The organism is Paenibacillus sp. JJ1683 (assembly GCF_053006485.1).
This window is the reverse complement of the sequence record NZ_CM129820.1, coordinates 3,436,971-3,459,474: the sequence shown is the minus strand read 5'-3', so window position 1 is coordinate 3,459,474 and position 22,504 is coordinate 3,436,971. Positions and strand designations below refer to the sequence as shown.

Here is a 22,504-nt window from a genome sequence, read left to right as displayed (position 1 = left end):
GTTAAAATAGCATTTGGTTATTTGACAGAGGGGAGCGGAATGAAGATGAAGAATGACCGGGTGCTAAAGTTGCGGCAGGCGCTGGGCGAGCATAACCTGCGGGCTATGCTGATTACTAGCCCTGTCAATCGTCGATATTTGACAGGCTTCACAGGTTCAGCGGGCTATGTGCTGATTACAGAATCCCATAGTTATTTGCTGACTGACTTTCGTTATATGACACAAGCGACCGAACAAGCCCAAGGCTTTACGGTAGTGCAGCACGCTGCGCAGGTCATGGAAACAGTAAGAGAATTGCTGTCTTCCCATCAGATTAGCGAAACAGGCTTTGAGCAGGATGATGTAACTGTTGCGACACATAAAGCTTATAGAGAAGATCTGTCACCTATTAAGCTGGTTCCGGTATCGGGCATTGTGGAAAAGCTGCGGGTGTACAAGGATGCGGAAGAGCTCGAAGTGATGCAACGGGCAGCGGATTTGGCAGATGCTACATTTGCACACATTTTACCTTACATCAAACCAGGAGTCAGCGAGCGTGAGCTGGATCTGGAAATGGAATTCTTCATGCGCAAGCAGGGAGCTACTTCTTCTTCATTTGACACGATTGTGGCATCCGGAGTTCGTTCGGCATTGCCTCATGGAGTAGCTAGTGCAAAGTTAGTACAAGCAGGTGAGCTGATTACGTTTGATTTTGGTGCGTTGCTGGATGGCTACTGCTCCGATTTGACCCGTACAGTGGCTACACAAGGGGATTTGGCGCCTCAGTTGCGCGAGATCTACGATATTGTACTTAAGGCGCAGCTTCACGCACTCGAACATATTAAGCCGGGCATGACAGGCCGTGAAGCGGATGCGCTGACCAGGGATATTATTGCTAGCCATGGGTATGGAGACAATTTCGGACACAGTACAGGTCATGGTCTGGGTCTTGAAGTGCATGAATCTACACGTCTGTCGAAGGCAAGTGATGATATTCTGGAGCCGGGCATGGTTGTAACGGTCGAACCAGGTATCTATGTGCCTGGATTGGGCGGTGTACGGATCGAGGATGATATCGTTATTACAGATAACGGCATCAAAGTATTAACGCATTCGAGCAAAGAATTTACAGTCGTTTAATAACGATAACAGTCCTGTAGGAGGGGTATTTTAGTGATTAACGTTAATGATTTTAAAACAGGTTTGACCGTCGAGGTAGACGGAGATATTTTTACAGTTCTGGATTTTCAACACGTAAAACCAGGTAAAGGTGCAGCATTCGTACGCTCCAAGTTGAAAAACCTGCGTAATGGTAATACGGTTGAACGTACATTCCGTGCGGGTGAAACAATCGGCCGGGCGCAAATCGAAAATCGTGGTGTATCTTATCTGTATGCTAGTGCAGACGATCATACATTCATGGACAACGAAACATATGATCAATTTACATTGTCCAGCGATCAGCTGAAATGGGAGCTTAACTTCCTGAAAGAAAACATGAATGTAAATATCATAAGCTACAACGGAGAAATCCTGGGTATCAACCTGCCTACCAGCGTGGAACTCAAAGTAATTGAAACAGAACCAGGTATTAAAGGGAATACAGCTACAGGTGCAACCAAAAATGCCAAACTGGAAACAGGCTTGAATGTTCAAGTTCCTCTGTTTATTAACCAAGATGACGTATTGTTAATTGATACTCGTGACGGCAAATACATGTCTCGCGCATAGAATTTACATTTTCCGGTATCCTCTGTCCTTATTAAGGGCAGAGGATATTTTTATATGTACGAATATTAAAAAACATTGGCTCCACACAGCACTTTCGTATTATACTGTACTAAAGTTATGCCGCAGGATGTCACGTTCAAATCGTTTGGTGCCATCTCAAGGTTACATACTGTTGAGTCTGAGGGAGTGAATATCGTTGTCTTTGTATGTCATGAAATTCGGAGGCAGTTCCGTCGGTGACACGGAGCGCATGAAACGCGTGGCAAAACGCGTCGTTGAGAAGCAGAGTGAAGGGCATCAATGTGTAGTGGTCGTTTCCGCAATGGGAGACACAACAGACGAATTGATTGACCAGGCCAAATTATTAAATGAGCAGTTGCCTGCACGTGAGCTGGATATGTTGATGACGACAGGCGAGCAAATTTCAATCGCATTGTTGTCGATGGCTATTCAGCAACTGGGTCATGAAGCGGTATCGTTTACGGGATGGCAGGCAGGCTTCCGTACTGAATCTGACTTTGGTCGGGCACGGATTACGGATATTCAACCTCAGCGTGTGCTGGATGCACTGAGCAGCAACAAGATTGTTGTTGTAGCTGGTTTCCAGGGGATGTCTGCAGATGGAGATATTACGACGCTGGGACGTGGTGGTTCTGATACGACGGCCGTTGCGCTGGCGGCGGCAATTCAAGCGGATGCCTGTGAAATTTACACGGATGTGGACGGCATATATTCAACAGATCCACGGATTGTGAAGGTGGCACGTAAGCTAAAAGAAATTTCTTATGATGAGATGCTGGAATTAGCCAATTTAGGTGCAGCTGTTTTACATCCCCGTGCGGTAGAGTATGCCAAACATAACCGGGTACCGTTGATTGTGCGGTCCAGTTTTAACCATAATGAAGGAACAGTCGTAAAGGAGGATGCAGTAATGGAGCAAGGCGTTGTAGTCAGTGGAATTGCATATGATAAAAATGTAGCAAGAATCAGTATTTTGGGCGTTGCAGATATCCCTGGTGTACTGGCAAAAGTTTTCGGAACACTGGCAGCAGCCAAAATTGATGTAGACATTATTGTACAGAGCGGGGTTGAGGCAGGAAAAGCAGATTTCTCCTTTACGGTAGCTCTAACGGATCGTGAAGCTGCACTTAAGACGCTGGAAGGTATTCGCGGGGAGCTTCCATACCGTGAAGTAACGTCTGAGGAAAATTTGGTGAAGGTCTCCATTGTAGGTGCAGGAATGGTTAGCCACCCGGGTGTTGCAGCACAAATGTTTGCCGTGCTGGCCGAGCAAGGCGTTAGCATTAAAATGGTAAGCACATCCGAAATCAAGGTATCGTGTGTAATTGAAGCTGGAAAGCTTCATGAGGTTATCCAAGCGTTGCATACAGCTTATAATCTGGATACCGAGGAGCAAGCGTTTGTAGGCGGCCCTAAAGACCGTCGTTAATAACATCAATTGATATAGAGAAATGCTATGACGGGGAAAGGTCGATAAATTATACGTTCCCTATTTATAGATTGATAAATCATAGAATACAGCAGTAGGTTAAGAGGTTGTTTCATCAGTGAGAGACAGACTGTGGAACAGCCTCTTTTTGCTGTAAATCTAGCTTTTTTATTTAAGGGTATCCCTTAGCCACCAAGGCTTCGAGGGAGCCTTTTTTTATTATACAAAGCAGGGAAAGGTGCTTGAATGAGCGGGGAAAGGTCCGCTGAGCATGGATAGGAGTGATCAAAGGTTCGACTGGATTTTCAATATATTTTCGGCATAAAAAGCGAGAGTCAGCCATAGACTTGTCTTAAAGAAAAAGGACAACTGTGAGGAGGCGGCACTGGTATGGAATGGCTGGAGTTATTTCCGGAACCGTTGCACGGTATACTCGGAAGGCTTCCAGAAACGGTATTTAAGCAACTGGAAGAAATTCGGGTCCGGGAAGGAAGGCCGCTGGAAGTTAATGCGAATGGTGATCATCATTTTGTAACGACTGCTGGTCGGCTGACTTTGAATCCTGTTGAAGCCTATAAGCCTAACCGCGAGGATGCCCACCGATTGCTGGATTTTATCAGTAATCATTCCCTGTACACCATGGAAGAGGAGCTTCGCAAAGGGTTTATTACCATCCCTGGCGGTCATCGTGTTGGCTTGGCAGGGAGAACTGTGCTTAACCGAGGGCGAGTAGAGCATTTGAGGGATATAAGCAGCTTTAATGTACGAATTGCTCGGGCCATTCCTGGCATAGCTGATCGGATATTACCTTATGTAGCGGATCGAAAATCCGGGACGATACGGCATACGCTCATCTTGTCACCGCCTCAGCATGGCAAGACGACGTTGCTTAGGGACTTGGCTCGACAACTGAGTTACGGAGGGATGCAAAGCAACGGAGGGCGACGAAATGGACTTAAGGTGGGCATTATAGATGAACGTTCTGAGATCGCCGGTAGTCATAAGGGCATCCCCGGCTTTGATGTCGGACCTCGCACCGATGTATTGGACGGATGTCCGAAAGCGGAGGGTATGATGATGATGATTCGCTCGATGTCACCAGATGTCCTGATTGTGGATGAAATCGGGCGGCCAGAAGATGCGGAAGCGGTACGTGAAGCGCTTCATGCAGGCATCGCAGTCATTGCTTCCGCACATGGTCGTGATGTGGCTGAAATGGCGAGCCGATCTGCCTTTGCCGGATTAGCTACAGGACAGGAGCTGTTCCAGCTCTATGTCATGCTGGAGCGGACGAGCCGGGGCGTCTCTTTTCGGCTGGCAGATGCCAAGCAGCGCAGGCTGACACTGCCTGGGGAAGGGCAGAACGGGGGCATCTCCTATGCTTAAGCTGCTAGGAGCTGTCTTGGTTATACTAGCCACCACACTGGCAGGCTGGCAGCGGGCAAGACAATTTGCCATGAGGCCGCGGCAAATCAGAGAGTTAATTCTCGCACTGCAAAGACTGACCACCGAGGTTTCTTACGGGGTGTCTCCGTTACCAGATGCTTTCGCCAAGACTGGAGAGCCCTTGCGAGAGCCGCTGCGCTCTCTGTTTCAGCAAGCCTCACGCTGGATGCACCCCTCTTTTGGCCTGACCGCCAGAGAAAGCTTGCATAAAGCGATTGAAGTCTCGTGGAGCCGTTCCTCTATGAAGCAGGCCGAGAAGGAAGCGATGCGTCAGCTTGCTTACAGCCTTGGAACCAGCGACCGTGAAGACCAGATCAAGCACATTGCGCTGACCATCCAGCAGTTATCCCATGAAGAAGCGCAGGCGCAGGCAGATCAGGTGAGATACGAGCGTATGAGCAGAAGCCTGGGACTGCTGATCGGAGCATTGATCGTCATTTTGATCTATTAGCGGGGTGCTCGAATGAATTTAGAAGTGAACGCAATTTTCCAGATTGCCGGAATTGGCATTATTATCGCTATGATTCATACCGTACTAAAGCAAATGGGCAAGGAAGACATGGCACACTGGGTGACGGTCATCGGTTTCGTTGTCGTACTGTTCATGGTGGTGCGAATGCTGGATAACCTTCTGCAAGAGATCAAATCTATTTTTCTTTTTCAGTAGGTGAACACATGGAAATCATTCAAGTGGTGGGCTTCGCCCTCGTTGCCACAGTCCTCATCTTAGTTATCAAGGAACAGAAGCCGATGTTTGCCTTTTTGATTGCAACAGCTGCGGGAATCGTCATTTTTTTGCTGCTGATTGGCAAGATCGGATCTGTGGTTGCCGTGCTGGAGCGACTGGCCAGGTCTTCAGGGATGGACATGATTTATTTTAAAACCGTATTAAAAATAATCGGTATCGCTTATATTGCTGAATTTGGAGCACAAATCGTACGGGATGCGGGGCAAGACGGTATAGCTTCCAAAATAGAGCTTACTGGAAAGGTACTCATCATGGTACTCGCAATCCCGATTATCAGCATTATTATTGATACCATTCTGAAGCTGATGCCCGCCTGAGGGGGTGATGCCATGAAAAGGCTGGGGGGCATGCCGAATCTCAAAGTTATTGTGATTTTGCTGCTATGTCTCTGGTGCGCCTCGGCTGCGGTCCTCTTCGCAGATACACCTACAAACGAATGGATCAGACAACAGGCGGAGCAAATGCCCAAAGATGATGTTGAACATTATTGGGACGGACTCATGAAGCAATACGGCGGATTTTTCCCTGACCAGAAAACGCCTTCTTTCATGGACATGCTGCTTCCGGGTGGTGAAGGATTCAGTATAAAAGGTGTGTTGATGGCCATAGCTGATTTTTTCATCCATGAAATCCGGGTGAATGCCAAGCTGCTCGTCACCATCGTCATGCTCAGCATTATGAGTATGGTGCTGGAAACGCTGCAAAGCGCTTTTGAAAGCAAGCAGGTCAGCAAAGTTGCCTACGCTATCGTGTACATGGTCATTATCATTTTGGCGATTAATAGCTTTAGTGTAGCGATTGGTTATGCCAAAGAAGCAATTGACAGCATGATTCATTTCATGATGGCGATGTTGCCCTTGCTGTTTACCATGTTGGCCTCGATGGGTAACGTTGTCACCGTTTCGGTGACCCACCCGCTGATTGTATTTATGATCAACACGGTCGGAACAGTCATTCATACGCTTGTTTTCCCGTTGCTGTTCTTCTCGGCTGTGCTGTACTTGGTCAACTCGCTCACGGGCAAATACAAGCTGACCCAGTTAGCTGATCTACTGCGGAACGCGGGTGTTGCCGTGCTGGGAGTGCTTCTGACTATTTTTCTAGGAGTCATTTCGGTACAGGGATTAACCTCTTCGGTTACTGACGGATTAACAATCCGTACAGCTAAATATATTACAGGTAGCTTTGTTCCGGTGGTAGGCAAGGCGCTGGCAGATGCGACGGATACGGTCATTTCGGCATCACTGCTCGTTAAAAATGCCATCGGCCTTGTGGGAGTCATCATTATTTTGTTCCTGTGTGCTTTTCCTGCTCTCAAAATTCTGACACTAGCTCTCATTTATAAAGTGACCGCAGCAATCATGCAGCCTTTGGGAGATACGCCTATTGTGGAATGTCTGGATGCCATCGGCAAGAGTATGATTTATGTTTTTGCGGCACTGGCGGCAGTGGGATTAATGTCCTTCCTTGCGATTACCGTCATGCTCGCAGCAGGTAACATGACGATCATGATGAGGTGAATACATGCACATAATCCAACGAGAGGGAGGCGAGTGACGTGACCTGGCTGGGAGGCTGGCTCAAGGAACTAGTGCTAATCGTGCTGCTGGCTTCTTTTGTCGATATGATCTTACCGAGCCGATCTATGGAAAGGTATGTCAAACTCGTACTCAGCCTGCTTGTTTTGCTGACATTGCTGTCTCCGATTGTGCGCTTGCTGAGCAGTAGTCCCTCAGAGGTTCTGGGGCGAGCATTGGATCTGCAACGCCAGGCAGAGACAGGTAATAGGGAACCGACATTGGAAGAGATCTTAGCCAAAGGCAAACAGCTAAAGCAACAGCAGGAACAAAGCTCCATGCAATGGGCAGGCAAAGAGGTAGCTAAGGAAATGAAAGGGCAATTGGAGCAGTACACTGGGTTAGCAATTCAGTCGGTCCAGGTGACCCTTGCGCAGATTCAGCAGAAAGAATCGGGGCTAGAGGCAGGAACGGGCGTTCAGTCAGTAGTGGTCAAATTGGCGGAGCAGAAGGCAGAAAAAGAAAAAAACACAAACGTCCCGCCGGATACAGATATCAAGCCGGTTGTGGTGGAGCCTGTAGCTGAAAAGACAGTGAATATTCGTGTGGAGCCGACACAGTCAAAACCCTCTAATCATAATGAAGGAACGCGAGAAGATGATCGTAGTCCTGACGAAACCACAGAGAATGGCAAATCTGCGGATCAGAAAGCTTTTGGTTTAATCACAGGAATTCTACGTGAAAAATGGGGGATCGACAGCACACATGTTCAGGTGATTAATTCGCAGGATGGAACACATGAATGGTAACAGGAGGTGAACCGAAATGGGCAAATGGAGGAAAAAGCTGGAGCAATGGATGGGTGGAGGGGGGGACGGAGCGAAAAGGTTCAATTCATTTCGTTGGCTACTTATTCTTGGCCTTATCGGTGTAGCGATTATGCTCTTTAATTCATTCGTTAATGTGAAAAAAGTCGACCCGGAAAACGTAGGGAGAGAACCGCCTGGCGTAATGAAAAATGAGCCTGCGTTAGAAACAACGGTAGGTGAGGACAGTTCCTTTGCCGGAATCGAGAAGGCTTTTGAGGACAATATGAAACAGATGCTGGAGCAGATTGTTGGCGTAGGAACCGTCGATGTCATGGTTACGGTAGATTCTACCGAAGAAGTGATCGTTCAACGGAATGTGAAAGACATGCAGGAAGAAAATAACGAGTCGGACGCCAATGGTGGACAAAGGCACACTACTCAATATACACGCGATGGTGAGATTGTCACCTATGAATCATCGGGCGGTCAGCACACCCCGATTGTTACCAAAAAAGTAAAACCACAGGTAAGGGGAGTGCTTGTTGTGGCTATGGGGGCAGAAAACCCTACGGTGAAGCAGCTCATTGTGGATGCTGTGCAGAAGGGACTAAACGTACCTTCATACAAAATATCAGTCGTTCCGCGTAAGCAGGGATAATATGGAATTGGGGAACAAAGAAGTTAATATTGCAAACCACTTATGAATATGGAGGACAGAACATGAATAATAAAAGACAAACCGTTTGGCTGGTGTCCATGCTGAGTTTAATGGTGGTACTGTCTGCATATTATTTGTTTACGGAGGACTCAAGTCCGGCGAATCCGCCAGTAGCGGACAGCGAGCAGGTGAGCAAGGTTAAACAGGATGCTGCACAGGAAGCAACGACAAAGGCAGAAGAACAAATGAACGAACTGAAAGTAAATGAAGTAGTAACCAATGGAGAAGTAACTGACGGAACGGCAGAGACTTCCACAAAGGACACAGCTTCTACAACTGATCCAGCAACAGAACCATCAAAAGGTGATAAAGATACAGCCGCCGCCCCTGCTACTGAATCGACTGCATCCAATCAAAACACAACTACAGCTAAGACAGGCACGACAGCTAAAAGTGATGACAAAGCAGCTTCTAGCGCCAAAACCGACAAGCAGGTACTTGATCAAGTAGCAAACGAACAAGCAGCCCAACCAACAGCGGCAGCTGTGATTGACAACTATTTACTGGAGCGGGATGTGGAAAATCAAAAGAAAAATGACGAGCTGACTACGGCAATGAATGATAGTACACCGCAGAAAGCTGCAGAGGCACAAAAGGAATTGCATGTACTTGAAGATAAACAGGCCAAAATTACCGGCATCGAAGAAGAACTGCAGCAGCAATTCGCCAATGCAGTTGTCCGCGAGGAAGATGCTGATAAATACAAAGTAGTGGTTCTGAGTGAAAAATTGGATGCTAAGCAAGCGGTAACGATTGTCGATAAAGTCATGAAGGAATTAAACGTAACGCAGGACAAGATCAGTGTCCAGTATGTTACACAATAAGACAAAAAACGCGAAAAAGCCCGGATTTCTGCACAATCCCGGGCTCTTTCTATTTTTAATGATTGTGATATAATACATAAAGCTGTTTCAAAAATGTTATCAGCAACCGGCAAAATGCTGAAGGAGTGATTAATAGAGATGTTTAAATTAAGCGAGATTAAGGAATTGATCAAGCTGGTGGATGAAACGTCTGTGCATGAGCTTGAAATTGAAAATGAAGGAACTCGCCTCATGATCCGTAAACCGGGTAAAAGCGAGATCGTTACGGTACAGGCTCCTGTAACAGCACCTGCTTATACAGTGGCGCCACAAGCTGCAATTCCGAATCCACAAGTACAGTCCGATGTTGGACATGCAACTGCTGGGGAACCAAAGGAATATGCAAGCAATCTACATAAAATCGTATCTCCGATGGTAGGCACTTTCTATAGTTCTTCATCCCCGGATACGGCTCCGTATGTGAGTATCGGCAGTAAAGTAGGCGATAAAACAACGGTATGTATCATTGAAGCGATGAAGTTGATGAACGAGTTGGAAGCTGAAGTGAAGGGCGAAATTGTGGAAATTTTGGCCGAAAACGGACAGTTGGTTGAGTATGGCCAGCCATTGTTCCTTGTGAAACCGGAGTAAAAAGCTTGTTTGACCCCTTTTTGAGGGTTCGGCAAGACTGCTCCCAGGGAGGATAAAGTCATGACATTTCAAAAAGTATTAATCGCGAACCGTGGAGAAATTGCAGTTCGTATCATTCGCGCTTGCCGCGAAATGAATATTTCGACAGTTGCCGTCTATTCGGAAGCTGACAAGGATTCGTTACATGTGCGTCTCGCAGATGAGGCTTACTGTATCGGACCGACGTTGTCTAAGGACAGCTATCTTAATTTTACGAACCTGATGAGTGTTGCTACATTGACTGAATGTGATGCCATTCATCCAGGTTACGGATTTTTGGCGGAAAATGCAGACTTCGCTGAAATTTGCGAATCATGCAATATTACGTTTATTGGACCTTCTCCTGAAGCAATTAACAAAATGGGAGATAAGGCTGTAGCCAAGCAGACCATGAAGGATGCCGGGGTTCCGGTTATTCCAGGTTCAGACGGACTGGTTGAGGATGTACAGGATGCAATCAGTATCGCACGTGATATCGGATATCCGGTCATTATCAAGGCCACAGCAGGTGGTGGTGGTAAAGGTATTCGTATCGCTGAAGATGAGGATAATCTTATCCAGCAAATCACGACTGCTCAGCAGGAAGCGCAGAAGGCCTTTGGCAATGCGGGCGTGTATCTGGAAAAATATCTGACAGGTATGAAACACGTGGAAATACAGATCATAGCGGACAAGCATGGTAATGTTGCCTACTTGGGTGAACGGGACTGCTCTGTTCAGCGTCGTCGTCAGAAGTTGTTGGAGGAAGCACCATGTCCAGTACTTTCGCAGGATGTTCGTGAAGAAATGGGACAGGCAGCTGTTCGTGCAGCTTTGGCCGTTCAATACTCTGGCGCAGGTACGCTTGAATTTTTGCTTGGTCCGGACAATAAATTCTATTTCATGGAAATGAACACACGTATTCAGGTGGAGCACCCAGTAACAGAAATGATTACCGGTGTAGACCTGATTAAAGAAATGATTTCGGTTGCTGAAGGGCATCCGCTTTCCTTTACGCAGGAAGAAGTCACGATTAATGGGTGGGCAATCGAATGCCGTATTAACGCTGAGGACCCGGATCGTAATTTTATGCCTGCACCGGGTAAAATCGGATTTTATCTGCCTCCGGGCGGTCCTGGAGTGCGGGTAGACAGCGCTGCTTATCCAGGTTATAGCATTCCTCCTTATTATGACTCTATGATTGCCAAGCTGATTGTATGGGCGCCTACACGGCAGGAGGCGATTGCCAAAATGAAGCGGGCTTTAGCTGAGTTTGCTATTGAGGGCATACCCACAACGATTTCTTTTCACCAGCGCTTACTAGAGCATCCGACCTTTATTGAAGGCGATTTTGATATTAAATTTTTGGAGGAAAACGAAGTTTAATCGGTATATTTCCTCAGTTTGTCATAATGAACGCCAAATGATATAGTATGGATAATAAGTGAGCATGTCTGCTTTGATATCCAAAGCTGGAATGAAACTTATTTTGACCGAAAGGTGTTGAAGGTATGAGCACAGTGCCAACCGAATTCGAACGTACAGAAATTGGGGAGATTCAAATTGCCCCGGAAGTTATTGAAGTCATTGCCGGACTGGCTACCGTTGAGGTGCCGGGCGTTGCGGGAATGAGTGGCGGATTTGCTGGCGGATTTGCCGAACTGCTAGGCCGCAAAAATTTATCTAAAGGTGTAAAAGTGGAAGTCGGACAGCGTGAAGCTGCTGTAGACGTCTCCGTCATTATTGAGTATGGTAACCGTCTGCCTGAGGTGGCTGCTGCTATTCAGCATAATGTTAAGCGTTCCATTGAAAACATGACAGGTCTTAACGTGGTAGAAGTGAACGTGCAAATTCACGATGTTCAATTCAAAAATGCTGAAAAAGTAGAAGAGCCGGAAGTGCTGGGCGCCGGACGGGTTAAATAGAGCGATACTTTGTACAAACCCCCGACCCTTATGGGTCGAGGGTTTACTCTAATTTAAGGAGGCTGTGCGTTTCGTGGCTAAAGTTATGGACAGACTTCTGCTGTTTTTGTACAGCTTAAGTATCGGAATTATCTCCATTCTCGCCATCCTCCTCCTGAGCGGGGCCATTCCGTATGTTTTAAGTATTGAGGATGAGCGAGTGGTGTGGTTTACCAGCTTGATTATTGCAGGAGTTCTGTTGTTATTGAGTCTTCGGGTTTTTTATATCTCTATTCGACGGAACCAAACCGTACAGCATTCTATTGATCAGCGAACCGAATACGGTGATATTCAGATTTCGGTGGATACCATCGAAAACCTGTGCCTCAAAGCGGCTTCCCGATTTCGCGGGATGCAGGATCTGAAAGCACGCGTTCGTGTGTTGGAATCGGGACTTGATATTACGATTCGGGCGATTGTTGACGGGGAAAGCTCCATTCCGGTGTTAACCTCCGAGGTACAAAAGGGGGTACACGACCATGTGGAAGAGATTACAGGAATTCCAGTATCCAATGTGTCGGTGTACATCGCTAATGTTTCTCAGTCACCAAGCTTTAAGAGTCGTGTGGAATAGAGGTGATTTTCCCTGATGCCCTGGAAAGAAATATGGGGAAGTTACAAGGGCCGGATCATGGGGATCACGGCCGGTATTTTTTTCGGTTTTATTTACTTGTGGGCAGGCTTTTGGAATATGTTGTTCTTTGCATTGATGGTGTTCATCGGATATACGCTAGGAAGACGTAGCGATTCAGCGCTTGGTCCATTCTTCCCTTGGAAAGAATGGAGCGAATGGTTGTCGCAGCGTTGGCGTCCTTTTAAATGAACCCTGTGATACGTGTTCTCCAAAATACAGCTGTAGCTTATTTGCGCCCAACGGTTTTGGAGGATGCGTTCACAGGTTTTTTTGTGGAAATTGGTTAGAATGAAAAATAGATATAGGCAAGCGTAGGAGGCAGGGCATGAAAAGACGTCTGGCGAGGGAATTAGCGGTACAGAGTATGTACCATATGGAAATGAATGAAGTGGAAGCGGCGGCAGCTGTGGACATGCTGCTTCAGGAAGCGGCTGAGGAAAACGAAGCCGAAGTCGTAATTAAAAACGCGGCAGTGTTAAGAGCGTATGTTTTGGAGCATGTGCGTGGCACATGGGAGCACAAGGAAGCGATTGACGGGCTGTTGGCGGATTACCTGAAAGGCTGGCAGATCAGCCGACTTTCACGTGTAGATCGTCAAATTTTGAGGCTTGCGGTATATGAAATGATTTTCCGCGAGGATGTTCCAGCCAAGGTAGCAGTCAATGAAGCCATTGAGTTGTCGAAGCACTTTGGTACCGAGGAATCGGGTAAATTTGTTAATGGTGTGCTGGGACGAGTGATACAAGAGCTGGAGCAATTGAAAGCACGTTTTTAATTAGAGACTACTGAATCAGGTTGGGGAGTGGTTAAACATGTCAGCACCGATCATTGATGGTAAACAAATCTCTCAGGATATTCGGGCAAGCATTCAGCAAGAGGTTATTGGTTTGAAAGAACACAGCTTTCAACCCGGACTGGCTGTTGTACTGGTAGGCGAAGATCCTGCTTCTCAGGTGTATGTTAAAAATAAGGAAAAGGCGTGTCATGATCTCGGCTATTACTCTGAGGTTCATCGATTGGCGGCAGATACTTCGCAAGAAGCATTACTGAAACTGGTGGATAAGCTGAATCATCAAAGTAATATCCATGGGATTTTGGTGCAACTGCCATTGCCAAAGCATATTCAGGAAAAAGCTGTCATTGACGCGATTGCAGTGGAGAAAGATGTTGACGGATTTCATCCGGTAAACGTAGGGAATCTGGTCATCGGCGATGATAGCCTATTGCCTTGCACTCCCGCTGGAGTCATTGAGTTAATCAAACGCGCTGGAGTAGAAATAGCTGGTAAACATGCAGTTGTTATTGGTCGCAGTAATATCGTTGGCAAGCCGGTATCATTATTGCTGCAGCGTGAAAATGCTACGGTTACGATGTGTCACTCTCGTACAGCGAATATTGCCGAGCTCAGTAAACAAGCGGATATTTTGGTCGTTGCCATCGGCAAAGCCAATTTCATCGATGCTTCGTATGTAAAGCCGGGTGCAGTAGTTATCGATGTGGGAATGAATCGTCTGGAGAACGGAAAGCTGGCGGGTGACGTTGATTTTGAGAGCGTAAAGCAAGTGTCCGGTCCGATTACGCCTGTTCCCGGCGGAGTAGGCCCAATGACGATTACAATGCTGATGCAAAATACGCTCGTAGCGGCCAAGCGGTCGCACGGTTTGGCATAAAGGCAGCTGCCTGTGGCTGAACAACAACGTATTTATTCTATACAGGACCTGAATCGCTATATCCGGATGAAACTGGAATCCGATCAGGTGCTGTCTGATGTATGGATACGCGGGGAAATTTCTAACTTTACGCATCATTCGAGTGGTCACATGTATTTTACGCTCAAGGATGAGGGGAGCCGCATACGTTCGATTATGTTTGCAACTCATAATAGACGGCTCCCTTTCGTACCGAAAGAAGGTACGCGTGTTATCGCCCGGGGAAACGTATCCGTGTATGAACGGGATGGTCAATATCAATTTTATGCGACTCAAATGCAGCCTGACGGTATAGGCAGCCTTTATTTGGCTTATGAACAACTCAAACAAAAGCTTGATGCAGAAGGGCTGTTTGATACCACTCGCAAACGGAATCTCCCTGCTCACCCTGCGACCATTGGCGTAATTACGTCACCGACCGGAGCGGCTGTGCGTGATATTATCACTACACTTCAACGGCGATACCCGCAGGCTGGAATCGTGTTGTATCCAGTTCTTGTGCAAGGAAAAGGTGCTGCCCCCTCGATCGTTAAGGCAATTGAAGCCATGAATCGTATGCAGGAGGTTCAGGTGATGATCGTCGGACGGGGTGGTGGCTCCTTAGAAGAACTGTGGGCGTTTAATGAGGAAGCGGTTGCGCGTGCCATTTACGCATCGGTCATTCCTGTGATTTCGGCCGTTGGACACGAAACGGATTTTACCATTGCCGATTTTGTGGCTGACTTACGCGCAGCGACGCCGACCGCAGCAGCTGAGCTGGCTGTGCCTCATCAGGGAGAACTTCGGGATCAGCTGCTTCAGCGGGAGCAGCGGTTGCGTAATGCCCTTAGGCAGCGGTTGGAAGCCAGTCGTGAACGCTTGATTAGGCTTCGGCGTTCGCCAGTGCTGCTGCATCCGCGCCGCTACATGCTCCAGCATGCAGAGCGGATGGACATGCTGCATCAGCGTCTGATCCGCGCAGCGGCTAACCGTTCACGCTTAAACGCAGAGAAAAACGCGCGTATGCGTCAGGTACTAGAGCGGTTTAATCCGCGTGAACAAATTCGTTCGGCGCGCAAGCAGACGGATATGGCACAACGTCAGCTGGAGTCTGCGATGCGTGCGATTACAAAAACGGGGCGGCAGCAGCTGCATACCGGAATTCGTCAGCTGGACGCGCTGAGTCCGCTCAAAGTCATGGCCCGAGGCTACAGCTTGGTATACGATGAACAGGAGAAACGGCTAATCAAGTCGCTCAAAGATGTACAACCGGGAGATTCTATCAAGATAAAAGTGAGTGACGGACAGTTAGACTGTCAAGTATGGGGAATGAAGGAGGACGCGAAGCACGGTGGCGAATGAAGCGGAATTGAATTTTGAAGCGGCCATGGCCGCTCTTGAAGAAATTGTCGGACAACTGGAGCATGGAGACGTTCCTCTGGAGCAAGCCATTGATTTGTTCCAGCGGGGGATGAAGCTGTCTCAGCTTTGCAGTCAGAAGCTGGAACAGGTCGAACGTAAAATTGAAATGATCGTGGAAGAGGATGGAGATTTGCGCAAGAAGCCTTTCGGCGGCGGATTGGATGAAAACGGCGGTGAAGGGCTTGAATAGACTGTCGTTCAAGGAATATTTGACTGTGACGGCGGATGCAGTTTCGTCTGCATTGACCGAGCAGTTTCCGGCGCATTGGGACATTCCAGATGTTCTTCGAGAATCTATGAACTATTCACTGACCGCAGGCGGTAAACGGCTGCGGCCTCTGCTTGTGATCGCCGCTGCGGAAGCATTTGGTGGAAGCAGGGAAGCGGCGTTGCCAGTAGCATGTGCGGTAGAAATGGTACATACGTATTCCCTCATTCACGACGACTTGCCGGCGATGGATGATGATGATTATCGGCGAGGAAAGCTGACGAATCATAAGGTATACGGCGAGGCGGTTGCTGTTCTTGCGGGCGATGCTTTGCTGACCCATGCATTTTATAGCATCGTGCAGGCGGGTCGTCGTCACGGGGTTTCTTCCGATGCGCTATTGTCCATAGTTGAGGATTTATCCGAAATGAGCGGTGCCAGAGGCATGGTAGGTGGACAGGTCGCAGATATGTCGGGCGAGCAGGGAATGACGGGGATCGAGGAATTGGAATATATCCACCTTCATAAAACGGCTGATTTGATCATTTTCTCACTCTTAGCAGGTGGACGGATTGGTGGAGCGGACAAGGATCAACTAGAAGCACTTCGTCGTTTTGGACGAGATTTGGGCCTGGCTTTTCAAATTCAGGACGATATATTGGATCTTGTAGGCGATGAAAGCAAAATAGGTAAAAAAACGCAGAGCGATGTTGAACAGGAGAAGGTTACCTATCCTTATTTCATCGGTATGGACGCATCTCTGCGACAAGTGGAGGATCTCACTGCGTCTGCTAAAAAAGTGATTGCCGAAAGTGGTATTCCCGATTCTTCGCGTTTGCTGGAGATAGCGGATTACCTGATGAAGCGTGATCATTAATAGCATTAGAGCTGGTTTAACTTGTCTGCGTTTAAGCACAGCCCAAAAGTGTGATATAATATTTGTTAACTTTACACACAAACTTGAAGGAAAGCGGGGAGATATGCGTGCTGCTTCCACACATAAAGCAACCAGGCGATCTGAAATCACTGTCGGTTGAGGAGTTGGCTTCTCTAGCCGAGGAAATCAGGAGCTTTTTGATTGAGAAGCTGTCCGTGACTGGGGGGCATCTGGCATCGAATCTGGGAGTGGTTGAGCTCACGATCGCCCTGCATTATTGCTATAACAGTCCAAAGGACAAGATGATTTATGACGTTGGGCACCAAGCCTACGTGCACAAAATATTGACAGGGCGAATGGATCGTTTCGATACACTTCGTCAGCGTGATGGACTTTGTGGTTTTGTAAAAAGAAGTGAAAGCGAGCATGATGTTTGGGAAGCTGGACATAGCAGCACTTCCCTTTCGGCTGCAATGGGGATGGCCTTGGCACGTGATTTGAAGGGCGAGGACAATAAAGTTATTGCAATGATCGGGGACGGCGCGTTGACTGGGGGCATGGCCTTCGAAGCATTAAACCATATTGGTCATGAACGTAAAAATTTAATGGTCATTCTGAATGATAATGAAATGTCCATCGCCCCGAATGTAGGGGCCATGCATAATTATTTGAGCAAAATTCGCTCGGACCGTCACTATTTGCGGGCAAAGGATGAGCTGGAAGTTTTGCTGAAAAAAATACCCGCTATAGGCGGTAAACTTGCCAAATCGGCTGGCCGCGTCAAGGACAGTCTTAAATATATGATGGTTCCAGGTGTGCTGTTTGAAGAGCTGGGATTTACGTATCTTGGTCCGGTGGACGGACATGATTTGTCCAAGCTAATTGAGACTTTTCAGCAGGCTGATAACGTGACTGGCCCTGTATTAGTGCATGTCGTAACCACCAAGGGTAAAGGCTATAAGCCTGCGGAGGCCGATTCACACAAGTGGCACGGCATCAGTCCATACAAAATTGAATCAGGTCAGGTACTCAAAGCTGTAGGCAATCCGATGTATACGGAAATTTTCGGTAGAACGCTGATTGAGCTGGCTGAACAGGATGAGCGCATCATTGCGGTCACCCCTGCAATGCCTGGTGGATCAGGACTAGTACCTTTTAGTAAAGAGTTTCCTACACGTATGATCGACGTCGGCATTGCTGAGCAGCATGCTGCAACCATGTGTGCAGCGTTAGCAATGGAAGGGATGAAGCCGGTATTTGCGGTGTATTCCACTTTTATGCAGCGTGCATATGACCAAATTGTGCACGATATTTGTCGTCATAATGCCAATGTGATGTTCGCGATTGATCGTGCTGGTTTTGTTGGTGCAGACGGTGAAACTCATCATGGCGTGTTTGATGTAGCATTTTTGCGTCATATCCCGAATCTTGTGCTTATGATGCCAAAGGATGAAAATGAGCTGCGTCATATGATGAAAACAGCACTTGACTACGAAGACGGTCCAATTGCTTATCGTTACCCACGTGTTAATGTGGTTGGCGTGCCGTTGGATAAAGAATTGCGGGTTATTCCTATCGGCAGTTGGGAGCTTCTGCGTAAAGGTGAGGGCTTCGCTGTAATCGCTTCAGGACCGATGCTCCAAGTGGCGACAGAGGCTGCGGAGGCGATGAAACGTGAGGGTATGCAAGTGGGCGTTGTGAATGCTCGCTTCCTCAAGCCTTTGGATGAGGAGATGTTGCGTGAGTTGGCCCGCCAGCATACGAAGCTGATCGTATTGGAAGAAGCTTCTGAAGCAGGAAGTTTGGGTAGTGCTGTACTGGAATTTTATGCCAAAGAAGAAATACAAGATGCACAGGTGCGGTTAATGGGGATTCCCGATCTGTTTGTGGAGCACGGCTCCATCAAAGAGCAACGCGCTGAAGTGGGACTTACCGTTGAAGCTGTGTGCTTAAAGCTGCGTAAGTGGTCCGCTGAGCCAGCATATGGCATGGGGCAATCTGTATAGGATAACTTAAAGTAAACAACATGATTTTATAAAAAGTATGACAAGAGCAGCCTGGCTGCCTAAAGGGAGATTAACATGTCTGTTCCGAAGGAACGCATTGATGTATTGCTTGTAGAACAAGGTTTTTTTGAAAGCCGCGAAAAAGCTAAAGCCGCGATCATGGCAGGTTTAGTGTTGGCGGACAGTGAACGGATCGAGAAAGCGGGAATGAAGGTACCCCGTTCCAGTGAGCTTAAAGTTAAAGGTTCGGTGCATCCGTATGTAAGCCGTGGAGGGTTGAAGCTCGAAAAGGCCATCCGTCAATTCGAGCTGGACATGAAGGGCAGGACGATGCTAGATATCGGTTCATCAACCGGAGGCTTTACGGATTGTGCGCTTCAACATGGAGCTCAGTACGTGTATGCCATTGACGTGGGGTATAATCAGCTGGATTGGTCACTTCGTAATGATGAGCGTGTATGCGTTATGGAGAAAACGAATTTCAGATATATGACACCTGCGGATTTGAGCGGTCCTGTGCCTAATTTCGCAAGTATTGATGTTTCTTTTATTTCGTTACGAATTATTTTGCCGCCATTGCTTGCATTGCTGCATCAACCTGCTGATATTGTAGCTCTAATCAAGCCTCAATTCGAAGCTGGTCGCGAAAAGGTTGGGAAATCTGGCGTGGTTCGAGAACCTGCTACGCATAAAGAAGTGTTGCAGACTATCTTGATGTTTGCACATGAGCTTGGACTTACGTTGCAAGGCTTGGCCTTTTCCCCGATTACAGGCGGCGAAGGAAATATTGAATTTTTAGCGCATTGGCGTTTGGATGGGCTCCCGGCCGCAGAATCGCAGCTGGAGAAGATGGATTACAGTCCACTGATTGAACGAACTGTTCAGGAAGCAGGTCAGACTTTTAATAATGGCCCATCGCGTAAGTGACATTCAGGGGTTCTCCATGAGTTCTGTGAACTTAAGAGAACCTCTTTTTGGTGTGAGAGATTGCTTGTGGAACTCACGTTCGCCTATAATGGATGTACAGATGAAAAGGGATTTTGCGTCATGTCCTAGAATATGTCCATGAGGTGATCGGTTCATGGACACGCGATACGATACGGTTATCATCACTGTGATCGGGGTGATATTAGGGATATGGGCTTTTTATAGCCTGCGTGCCTGGTTAAAGGAGCCGGGACCGCTTGTGCTAAAAACGATACCGATTAATGAGGATTTGAACGAAGGACCTGCTGTGGACCAACTGGAGGAAGCAGGATATGAGGTGGTGGGCGGGAAAATGAAAATACCGCTTGCTTTTAAAGTGAATGGACATACCGTGTATAGCCGTTTGTTTATTGACTACGTAGCTGTACGTAACGGTTCGACATATATGGTCAAAACGTCACGCCGCAAGAAACCTATGGAGTGGAACGGTCCTGATTTACGGGACAGGCTTATGCCTTATTTGCTGCTTTATCCGGGCTGTGCGGGGGTATTGTACGTTGATACGGACGAGAAAAGTATTCGCCTTATTACATTAGTGGAAGACCTCGAAGAAGAGGAATATGAAGGTTAATCCATAGGAGGATTATATGAAGGGTCAACGACATATTAAAATCAGGGAAATTATTTCACAACATGAGATTGAAACGCAGGATGATCTAGTTGAAGCATTGCGTGAGGCTGGTTTTCAGGTCACCCAGGCCACTGTATCCCGGGATATCAAAGAACTGCTGCTCATAAAGGTCCCAATGGACGACGGCAGATATAAATATTCGATGCCTTCAGATCAGCGTTACAATCCGACGCAGAAACTGAAACGTACATTGGTTGACAACTTTTTGCATATTGACTACACAACCAATCTGATTGTGATGAAGTGCCTGCCAGGAACAGCTAACTCGATTGCTGCTTTATTAGATAATATTGAATGGTCTGAGGTCATGGGTACGATTAGCGGGGATGACACCATTTTGATTATTTGCCGATCGGAAGAAAACAGTGAAACTATCGTGAATCGTCTTATGGGCTACATTTCCTAATTATAAAGGCTACGCATATTAGGCGTTTTAATTTGTACATCATAGAGGTGAAAGAACGATGCTGGTCACTTTGTCTATACGGAATTTGGCAGTCGTAGAGGCTGTCGATGTTCATTTTTATAAAGGATTTCATGTATTGAGCGGGGAAACTGGTGCTGGTAAATCCATTATTATTGACGCACTTGGGCTGATTGCGGGCGGCAGGGGCTCTGCTGATCTTGTGCGTTACGGTTGTGATAAAGCAGAAATGGAGGCCTTGTTTGAACTGCCGGTCAAACATCCCGTTTGGAGTACGTTGGAGGAACAAGGGATTAAGGCTAACCCAGAAGAGCATTTACTGATTCGTCGAGAACTTACGGTTCAAGGGAAAAGTTCATCTCGAATTAACGGTCAGATGGTTAATTTAACGATGTTGCGTGAGGTAGGTGAGCAACTCGTTAATATTCATGGGCAGCATGAGCATCAAAGCTTGCTGCGTGCAGATCGCCATCTGGCGCTGCTGGATACGTTCGGTGATTCAGTCATCGGTCCAGTCAAAGCGCTTTACAGGGAGCGCTACAATGCTTTTGTCAAAGCGGAAAAAGAAGTAAGGGAATTGCAAAGCTCCAGTCAAAAGGCTTATCAGCTGTTGGACATGTATCGTTTCCAATTGGAAGAGATCGCTGCGGCAGAATTAAAATTGGGTGAAGATGAATTATTGGCAGAGGAACGGGTCAAGCTATCCCATAGTGAGAAAATGATGGATGGAATATCAGGAGCATATGAGCTGTTAAGTGGCAGAGGCGGGTTGGATACGGTCAATAACGTGTTGTCCAGATTAAATGATGTTCAGAGCTATGATAGTAAAAGTCTTCAGCCCATTGTGGAGCAGATTCAGTCTGCTTTCTATCAGTTGGAGGATGCAGCGTTTCAATTACGTTCTTATCGTGAGGATATTGAATTTAATCCGGGCAAGCTGCATGAGGTGGAGCAACGTTTGAATCAAATTACCGGACTACAGCGAAAATATGGTGATAGTATAGAACAGATTTTGGAATACTATAGCCGTATTGAGCAGGAAACCGATCTGTTGGAAAATAAAGATGAGCGGCTGGAGCAGCTCATTGCAAAGCGGGATGAGTTGCTTTCGGATTTGCTGGAGATTGCTGAAGAGCTTACAGAAGCGCGTGAAATTTGTGCCGAAGAGCTTGCAGAGCAAGTAGAGCAGGAATTAAAAGATCTTCAAATGGAAAGAACGTCACTCAAGGTACGCATTGATCCAATTGAAGATCCACGGGGATATGAATATAAGGGTCTAAAGGTACGACCTACCAAGCAAGGGATAGATAATGCGGAATTTCTGATTTCGCCCAATCCAGGTGAGCCACTTCGCCCACTCGGTAAAATCGCTTCTGGTGGTGAGTTATCACGTATTATGTTGGCAATGAAAAGTATTTTTGCGCGTCATGATCAAATACCGGTGCTCATTTTTGACGAGGTGGATACCGGGGTAAGTGGTCGTGCAGCTCAGTCTATAGCCGAGAAGCTGTATCGTTTGTCTTCCGTTTGTCAGGTGTTTTCCATTACTCATTTGCCGCAGGTGGCATGTATGGCAGATCATCAGTACCTGATTGAAAAAAACGTTCATGATGGACGAACCATGACTCAAATTGAGGGACTAACGGAGGAAGGTCGGGTCAAGGAATTGGCACGGATGCTGGGCGGCGTAGAAATTACCGAAAAAACATTGCATCACGCACAGGAAATGCTGAATTTGGCGGAAGGAAAGAAAGCCTGAAAAGAGCGGCTGGCGTAATGATTAACAGTTATAA

Annotated in this window: 26 protein-coding genes; all 26 read left to right on the top strand. The window is 47.1% G+C overall.

Annotated elements, in window-relative coordinates; all coding sequences use genetic code 11:
• The first annotated feature begins 45 nt into the window (after positions 1-45).
• The 26 genes from ACUC6J_RS14890 (at position 46) to recN (ending at position 22,470) form a co-directional block, all read left to right on the top strand.
• Entirely contained in the window at positions 46-1,119 is a 1,074-nt protein-coding gene (locus ACUC6J_RS14890; protein ID WP_447250298.1) for a M24 family metallopeptidase, read from the top strand.
• A 33-nt stretch (positions 1,120-1,152) separates the two neighbouring features.
• Positions 1,153-1,710, top strand: coding sequence for an elongation factor P (efp, locus tag ACUC6J_RS14885; protein WP_013371789.1), 558 nt, complete (start codon positions 1,153-1,155; stop codon positions 1,708-1,710).
• A gap of 196 nt (positions 1,711-1,906) precedes the next feature.
• Positions 1,907-3,160 (top strand): aspartate kinase, encoded by a 1,254-nt coding sequence (locus ACUC6J_RS14880; protein ID WP_013371788.1) that lies wholly within the window; start codon positions 1,907-1,909, stop codon positions 3,158-3,160.
• Between the two features lie 390 nt (positions 3,161-3,550).
• Entirely contained in the window at positions 3,551-4,546 is a 996-nt protein-coding gene (gene spoIIIAA / locus ACUC6J_RS14875; protein WP_016822297.1) for a stage III sporulation protein AA, read from the top strand.
• Entirely contained in the window at positions 4,539-5,057 is a 519-nt protein-coding gene (gene spoIIIAB, locus ACUC6J_RS14870; RefSeq protein ID WP_013371786.1) for a stage III sporulation protein SpoIIIAB, read from the top strand. Before spoIIIAA ends, spoIIIAB begins: the two co-directional genes overlap by 8 nt.
• A 12-nt stretch (positions 5,058-5,069) precedes the next feature.
• The gene (gene spoIIIAC, locus ACUC6J_RS14865; RefSeq protein WP_010345636.1) at positions 5,070-5,273 is read left to right on the top strand and encodes a stage III sporulation protein AC; all 204 of its coding nucleotides are present in this window, start codon (positions 5,070-5,072) and stop codon (positions 5,271-5,273) included.
• Positions 5,274-5,281: 8 nt separating this feature from the next.
• Positions 5,282-5,671 (top strand): stage III sporulation protein AD, encoded by a 390-nt coding sequence (gene spoIIIAD, locus ACUC6J_RS14860; protein ID WP_013371785.1) that lies wholly within the window; start codon positions 5,282-5,284, stop codon positions 5,669-5,671.
• 12 nt (positions 5,672-5,683) lie between these two features.
• The gene (gene spoIIIAE, locus ACUC6J_RS14855; RefSeq protein ID WP_447249048.1) at positions 5,684-6,874 is read left to right on the top strand and encodes a stage III sporulation protein AE; all 1,191 of its coding nucleotides are present in this window, start codon (positions 5,684-5,686) and stop codon (positions 6,872-6,874) included.
• Positions 6,875-6,912: 38 nt separating this feature from the next.
• Entirely contained in the window at positions 6,913-7,680 is a 768-nt protein-coding gene (spoIIIAF, locus tag ACUC6J_RS14850; protein WP_447249047.1) for a stage III sporulation protein AF, read from the top strand.
• A gap of 16 nt (positions 7,681-7,696) precedes the next feature.
• A complete protein-coding gene (gene spoIIIAG, locus ACUC6J_RS14845; RefSeq protein WP_016822293.1) occupies positions 7,697-8,338 on the top strand; it encodes a stage III sporulation protein AG in 642 nt (213 codons plus the stop codon).
• A 62-nt stretch (positions 8,339-8,400) separates the two neighbouring features.
• The gene (locus ACUC6J_RS14840; RefSeq protein ID WP_031461696.1) at positions 8,401-9,222 is read left to right on the top strand and encodes a SpoIIIAH-like family protein; all 822 of its coding nucleotides are present in this window, start codon (positions 8,401-8,403) and stop codon (positions 9,220-9,222) included.
• Positions 9,223-9,360: 138 nt separating this feature from the next.
• Complete coding sequence (gene accB / locus ACUC6J_RS14835; protein WP_016822291.1) at positions 9,361-9,852, top strand: acetyl-CoA carboxylase biotin carboxyl carrier protein; 492 nt, start codon at positions 9,361-9,363, stop codon at positions 9,850-9,852.
• A gap of 60 nt (positions 9,853-9,912) precedes the next feature.
• A complete protein-coding gene (gene accC, locus ACUC6J_RS14830; RefSeq protein ID WP_013371779.1) occupies positions 9,913-11,256 on the top strand; it encodes an acetyl-CoA carboxylase biotin carboxylase subunit in 1,344 nt (447 codons plus the stop codon).
• 125 nt (positions 11,257-11,381) lie between these two features.
• Positions 11,382-11,795 (top strand): Asp23/Gls24 family envelope stress response protein, encoded by a 414-nt coding sequence (locus ACUC6J_RS14825; RefSeq protein ID WP_013310820.1) that lies wholly within the window; start codon positions 11,382-11,384, stop codon positions 11,793-11,795.
• Between the two features lie 73 nt (positions 11,796-11,868).
• Entirely contained in the window at positions 11,869-12,408 is a 540-nt protein-coding gene (gene amaP / locus ACUC6J_RS14820; protein ID WP_013371778.1) for an alkaline shock response membrane anchor protein AmaP, read from the top strand.
• Positions 12,409-12,423: 15 nt separating this feature from the next.
• Positions 12,424-12,657, top strand: a complete 234-nt coding sequence (locus ACUC6J_RS14815; protein ID WP_016822290.1) for a DUF2273 domain-containing protein — start codon at positions 12,424-12,426, stop codon at positions 12,655-12,657.
• 136 nt (positions 12,658-12,793) lie between these two features.
• Positions 12,794-13,243, top strand: coding sequence for a transcription antitermination factor NusB (gene nusB, locus ACUC6J_RS14810; RefSeq protein ID WP_019687905.1), 450 nt, complete (start codon positions 12,794-12,796; stop codon positions 13,241-13,243).
• 37 nt (positions 13,244-13,280) lie between these two features.
• The gene (gene folD / locus ACUC6J_RS14805; protein ID WP_044785230.1) at positions 13,281-14,138 is read left to right on the top strand and encodes a bifunctional methylenetetrahydrofolate dehydrogenase/methenyltetrahydrofolate cyclohydrolase FolD; all 858 of its coding nucleotides are present in this window, start codon (positions 13,281-13,283) and stop codon (positions 14,136-14,138) included.
• Positions 14,139-14,204: 66 nt separating this feature from the next.
• Positions 14,205-15,518 carry an exodeoxyribonuclease VII large subunit gene (xseA, locus tag ACUC6J_RS14800; protein ID WP_044785404.1) on the top strand — a complete coding sequence of 438 codons (1,314 nt, stop codon included), beginning with the start codon at positions 14,205-14,207 and terminating at the stop codon, positions 15,516-15,518.
• Positions 15,508-15,768 (top strand): exodeoxyribonuclease VII small subunit, encoded by a 261-nt coding sequence (xseB, locus tag ACUC6J_RS14795; RefSeq protein WP_013371773.1) that lies wholly within the window; start codon positions 15,508-15,510, stop codon positions 15,766-15,768. The genes xseA and xseB overlap by 11 nt, the downstream gene beginning before the upstream one ends.
• On the top strand, positions 15,740-16,663 hold the full coding sequence (locus ACUC6J_RS14790; protein WP_447249046.1) for a polyprenyl synthetase family protein: 924 nt from the start codon (positions 15,740-15,742) through the stop codon (positions 16,661-16,663). Before xseB ends, ACUC6J_RS14790 begins: the two co-directional genes overlap by 29 nt.
• 107 nt (positions 16,664-16,770) lie before the next feature.
• Positions 16,771-18,669, top strand: a complete 1,899-nt coding sequence (gene dxs, locus ACUC6J_RS14785) for a 1-deoxy-D-xylulose-5-phosphate synthase (RefSeq protein WP_016822284.1) — start codon at positions 16,771-16,773, stop codon at positions 18,667-18,669.
• Positions 18,670-18,744: 75 nt separating this feature from the next.
• Positions 18,745-19,596 (top strand): TlyA family RNA methyltransferase, encoded by an 852-nt coding sequence (locus ACUC6J_RS14780; protein ID WP_016822283.1) that lies wholly within the window; start codon positions 18,745-18,747, stop codon positions 19,594-19,596.
• A 154-nt stretch (positions 19,597-19,750) separates the two neighbouring features.
• Positions 19,751-20,227, top strand: a complete 477-nt coding sequence (locus ACUC6J_RS14775; protein ID WP_016822282.1) for a hypothetical protein — start codon at positions 19,751-19,753, stop codon at positions 20,225-20,227.
• 16 nt (positions 20,228-20,243) lie between these two features.
• On the top strand, positions 20,244-20,693 hold the full coding sequence (ahrC, locus tag ACUC6J_RS14770) for a transcriptional regulator AhrC/ArgR (protein ID WP_013371768.1): 450 nt from the start codon (positions 20,244-20,246) through the stop codon (positions 20,691-20,693).
• 58 nt (positions 20,694-20,751) lie between these two features.
• Positions 20,752-22,470, top strand: coding sequence for a DNA repair protein RecN (gene recN / locus ACUC6J_RS14765; RefSeq protein ID WP_447249045.1), 1,719 nt, complete (start codon positions 20,752-20,754; stop codon positions 22,468-22,470).
• The last annotated feature ends 34 nt before the right edge of the window (positions 22,471-22,504 follow it).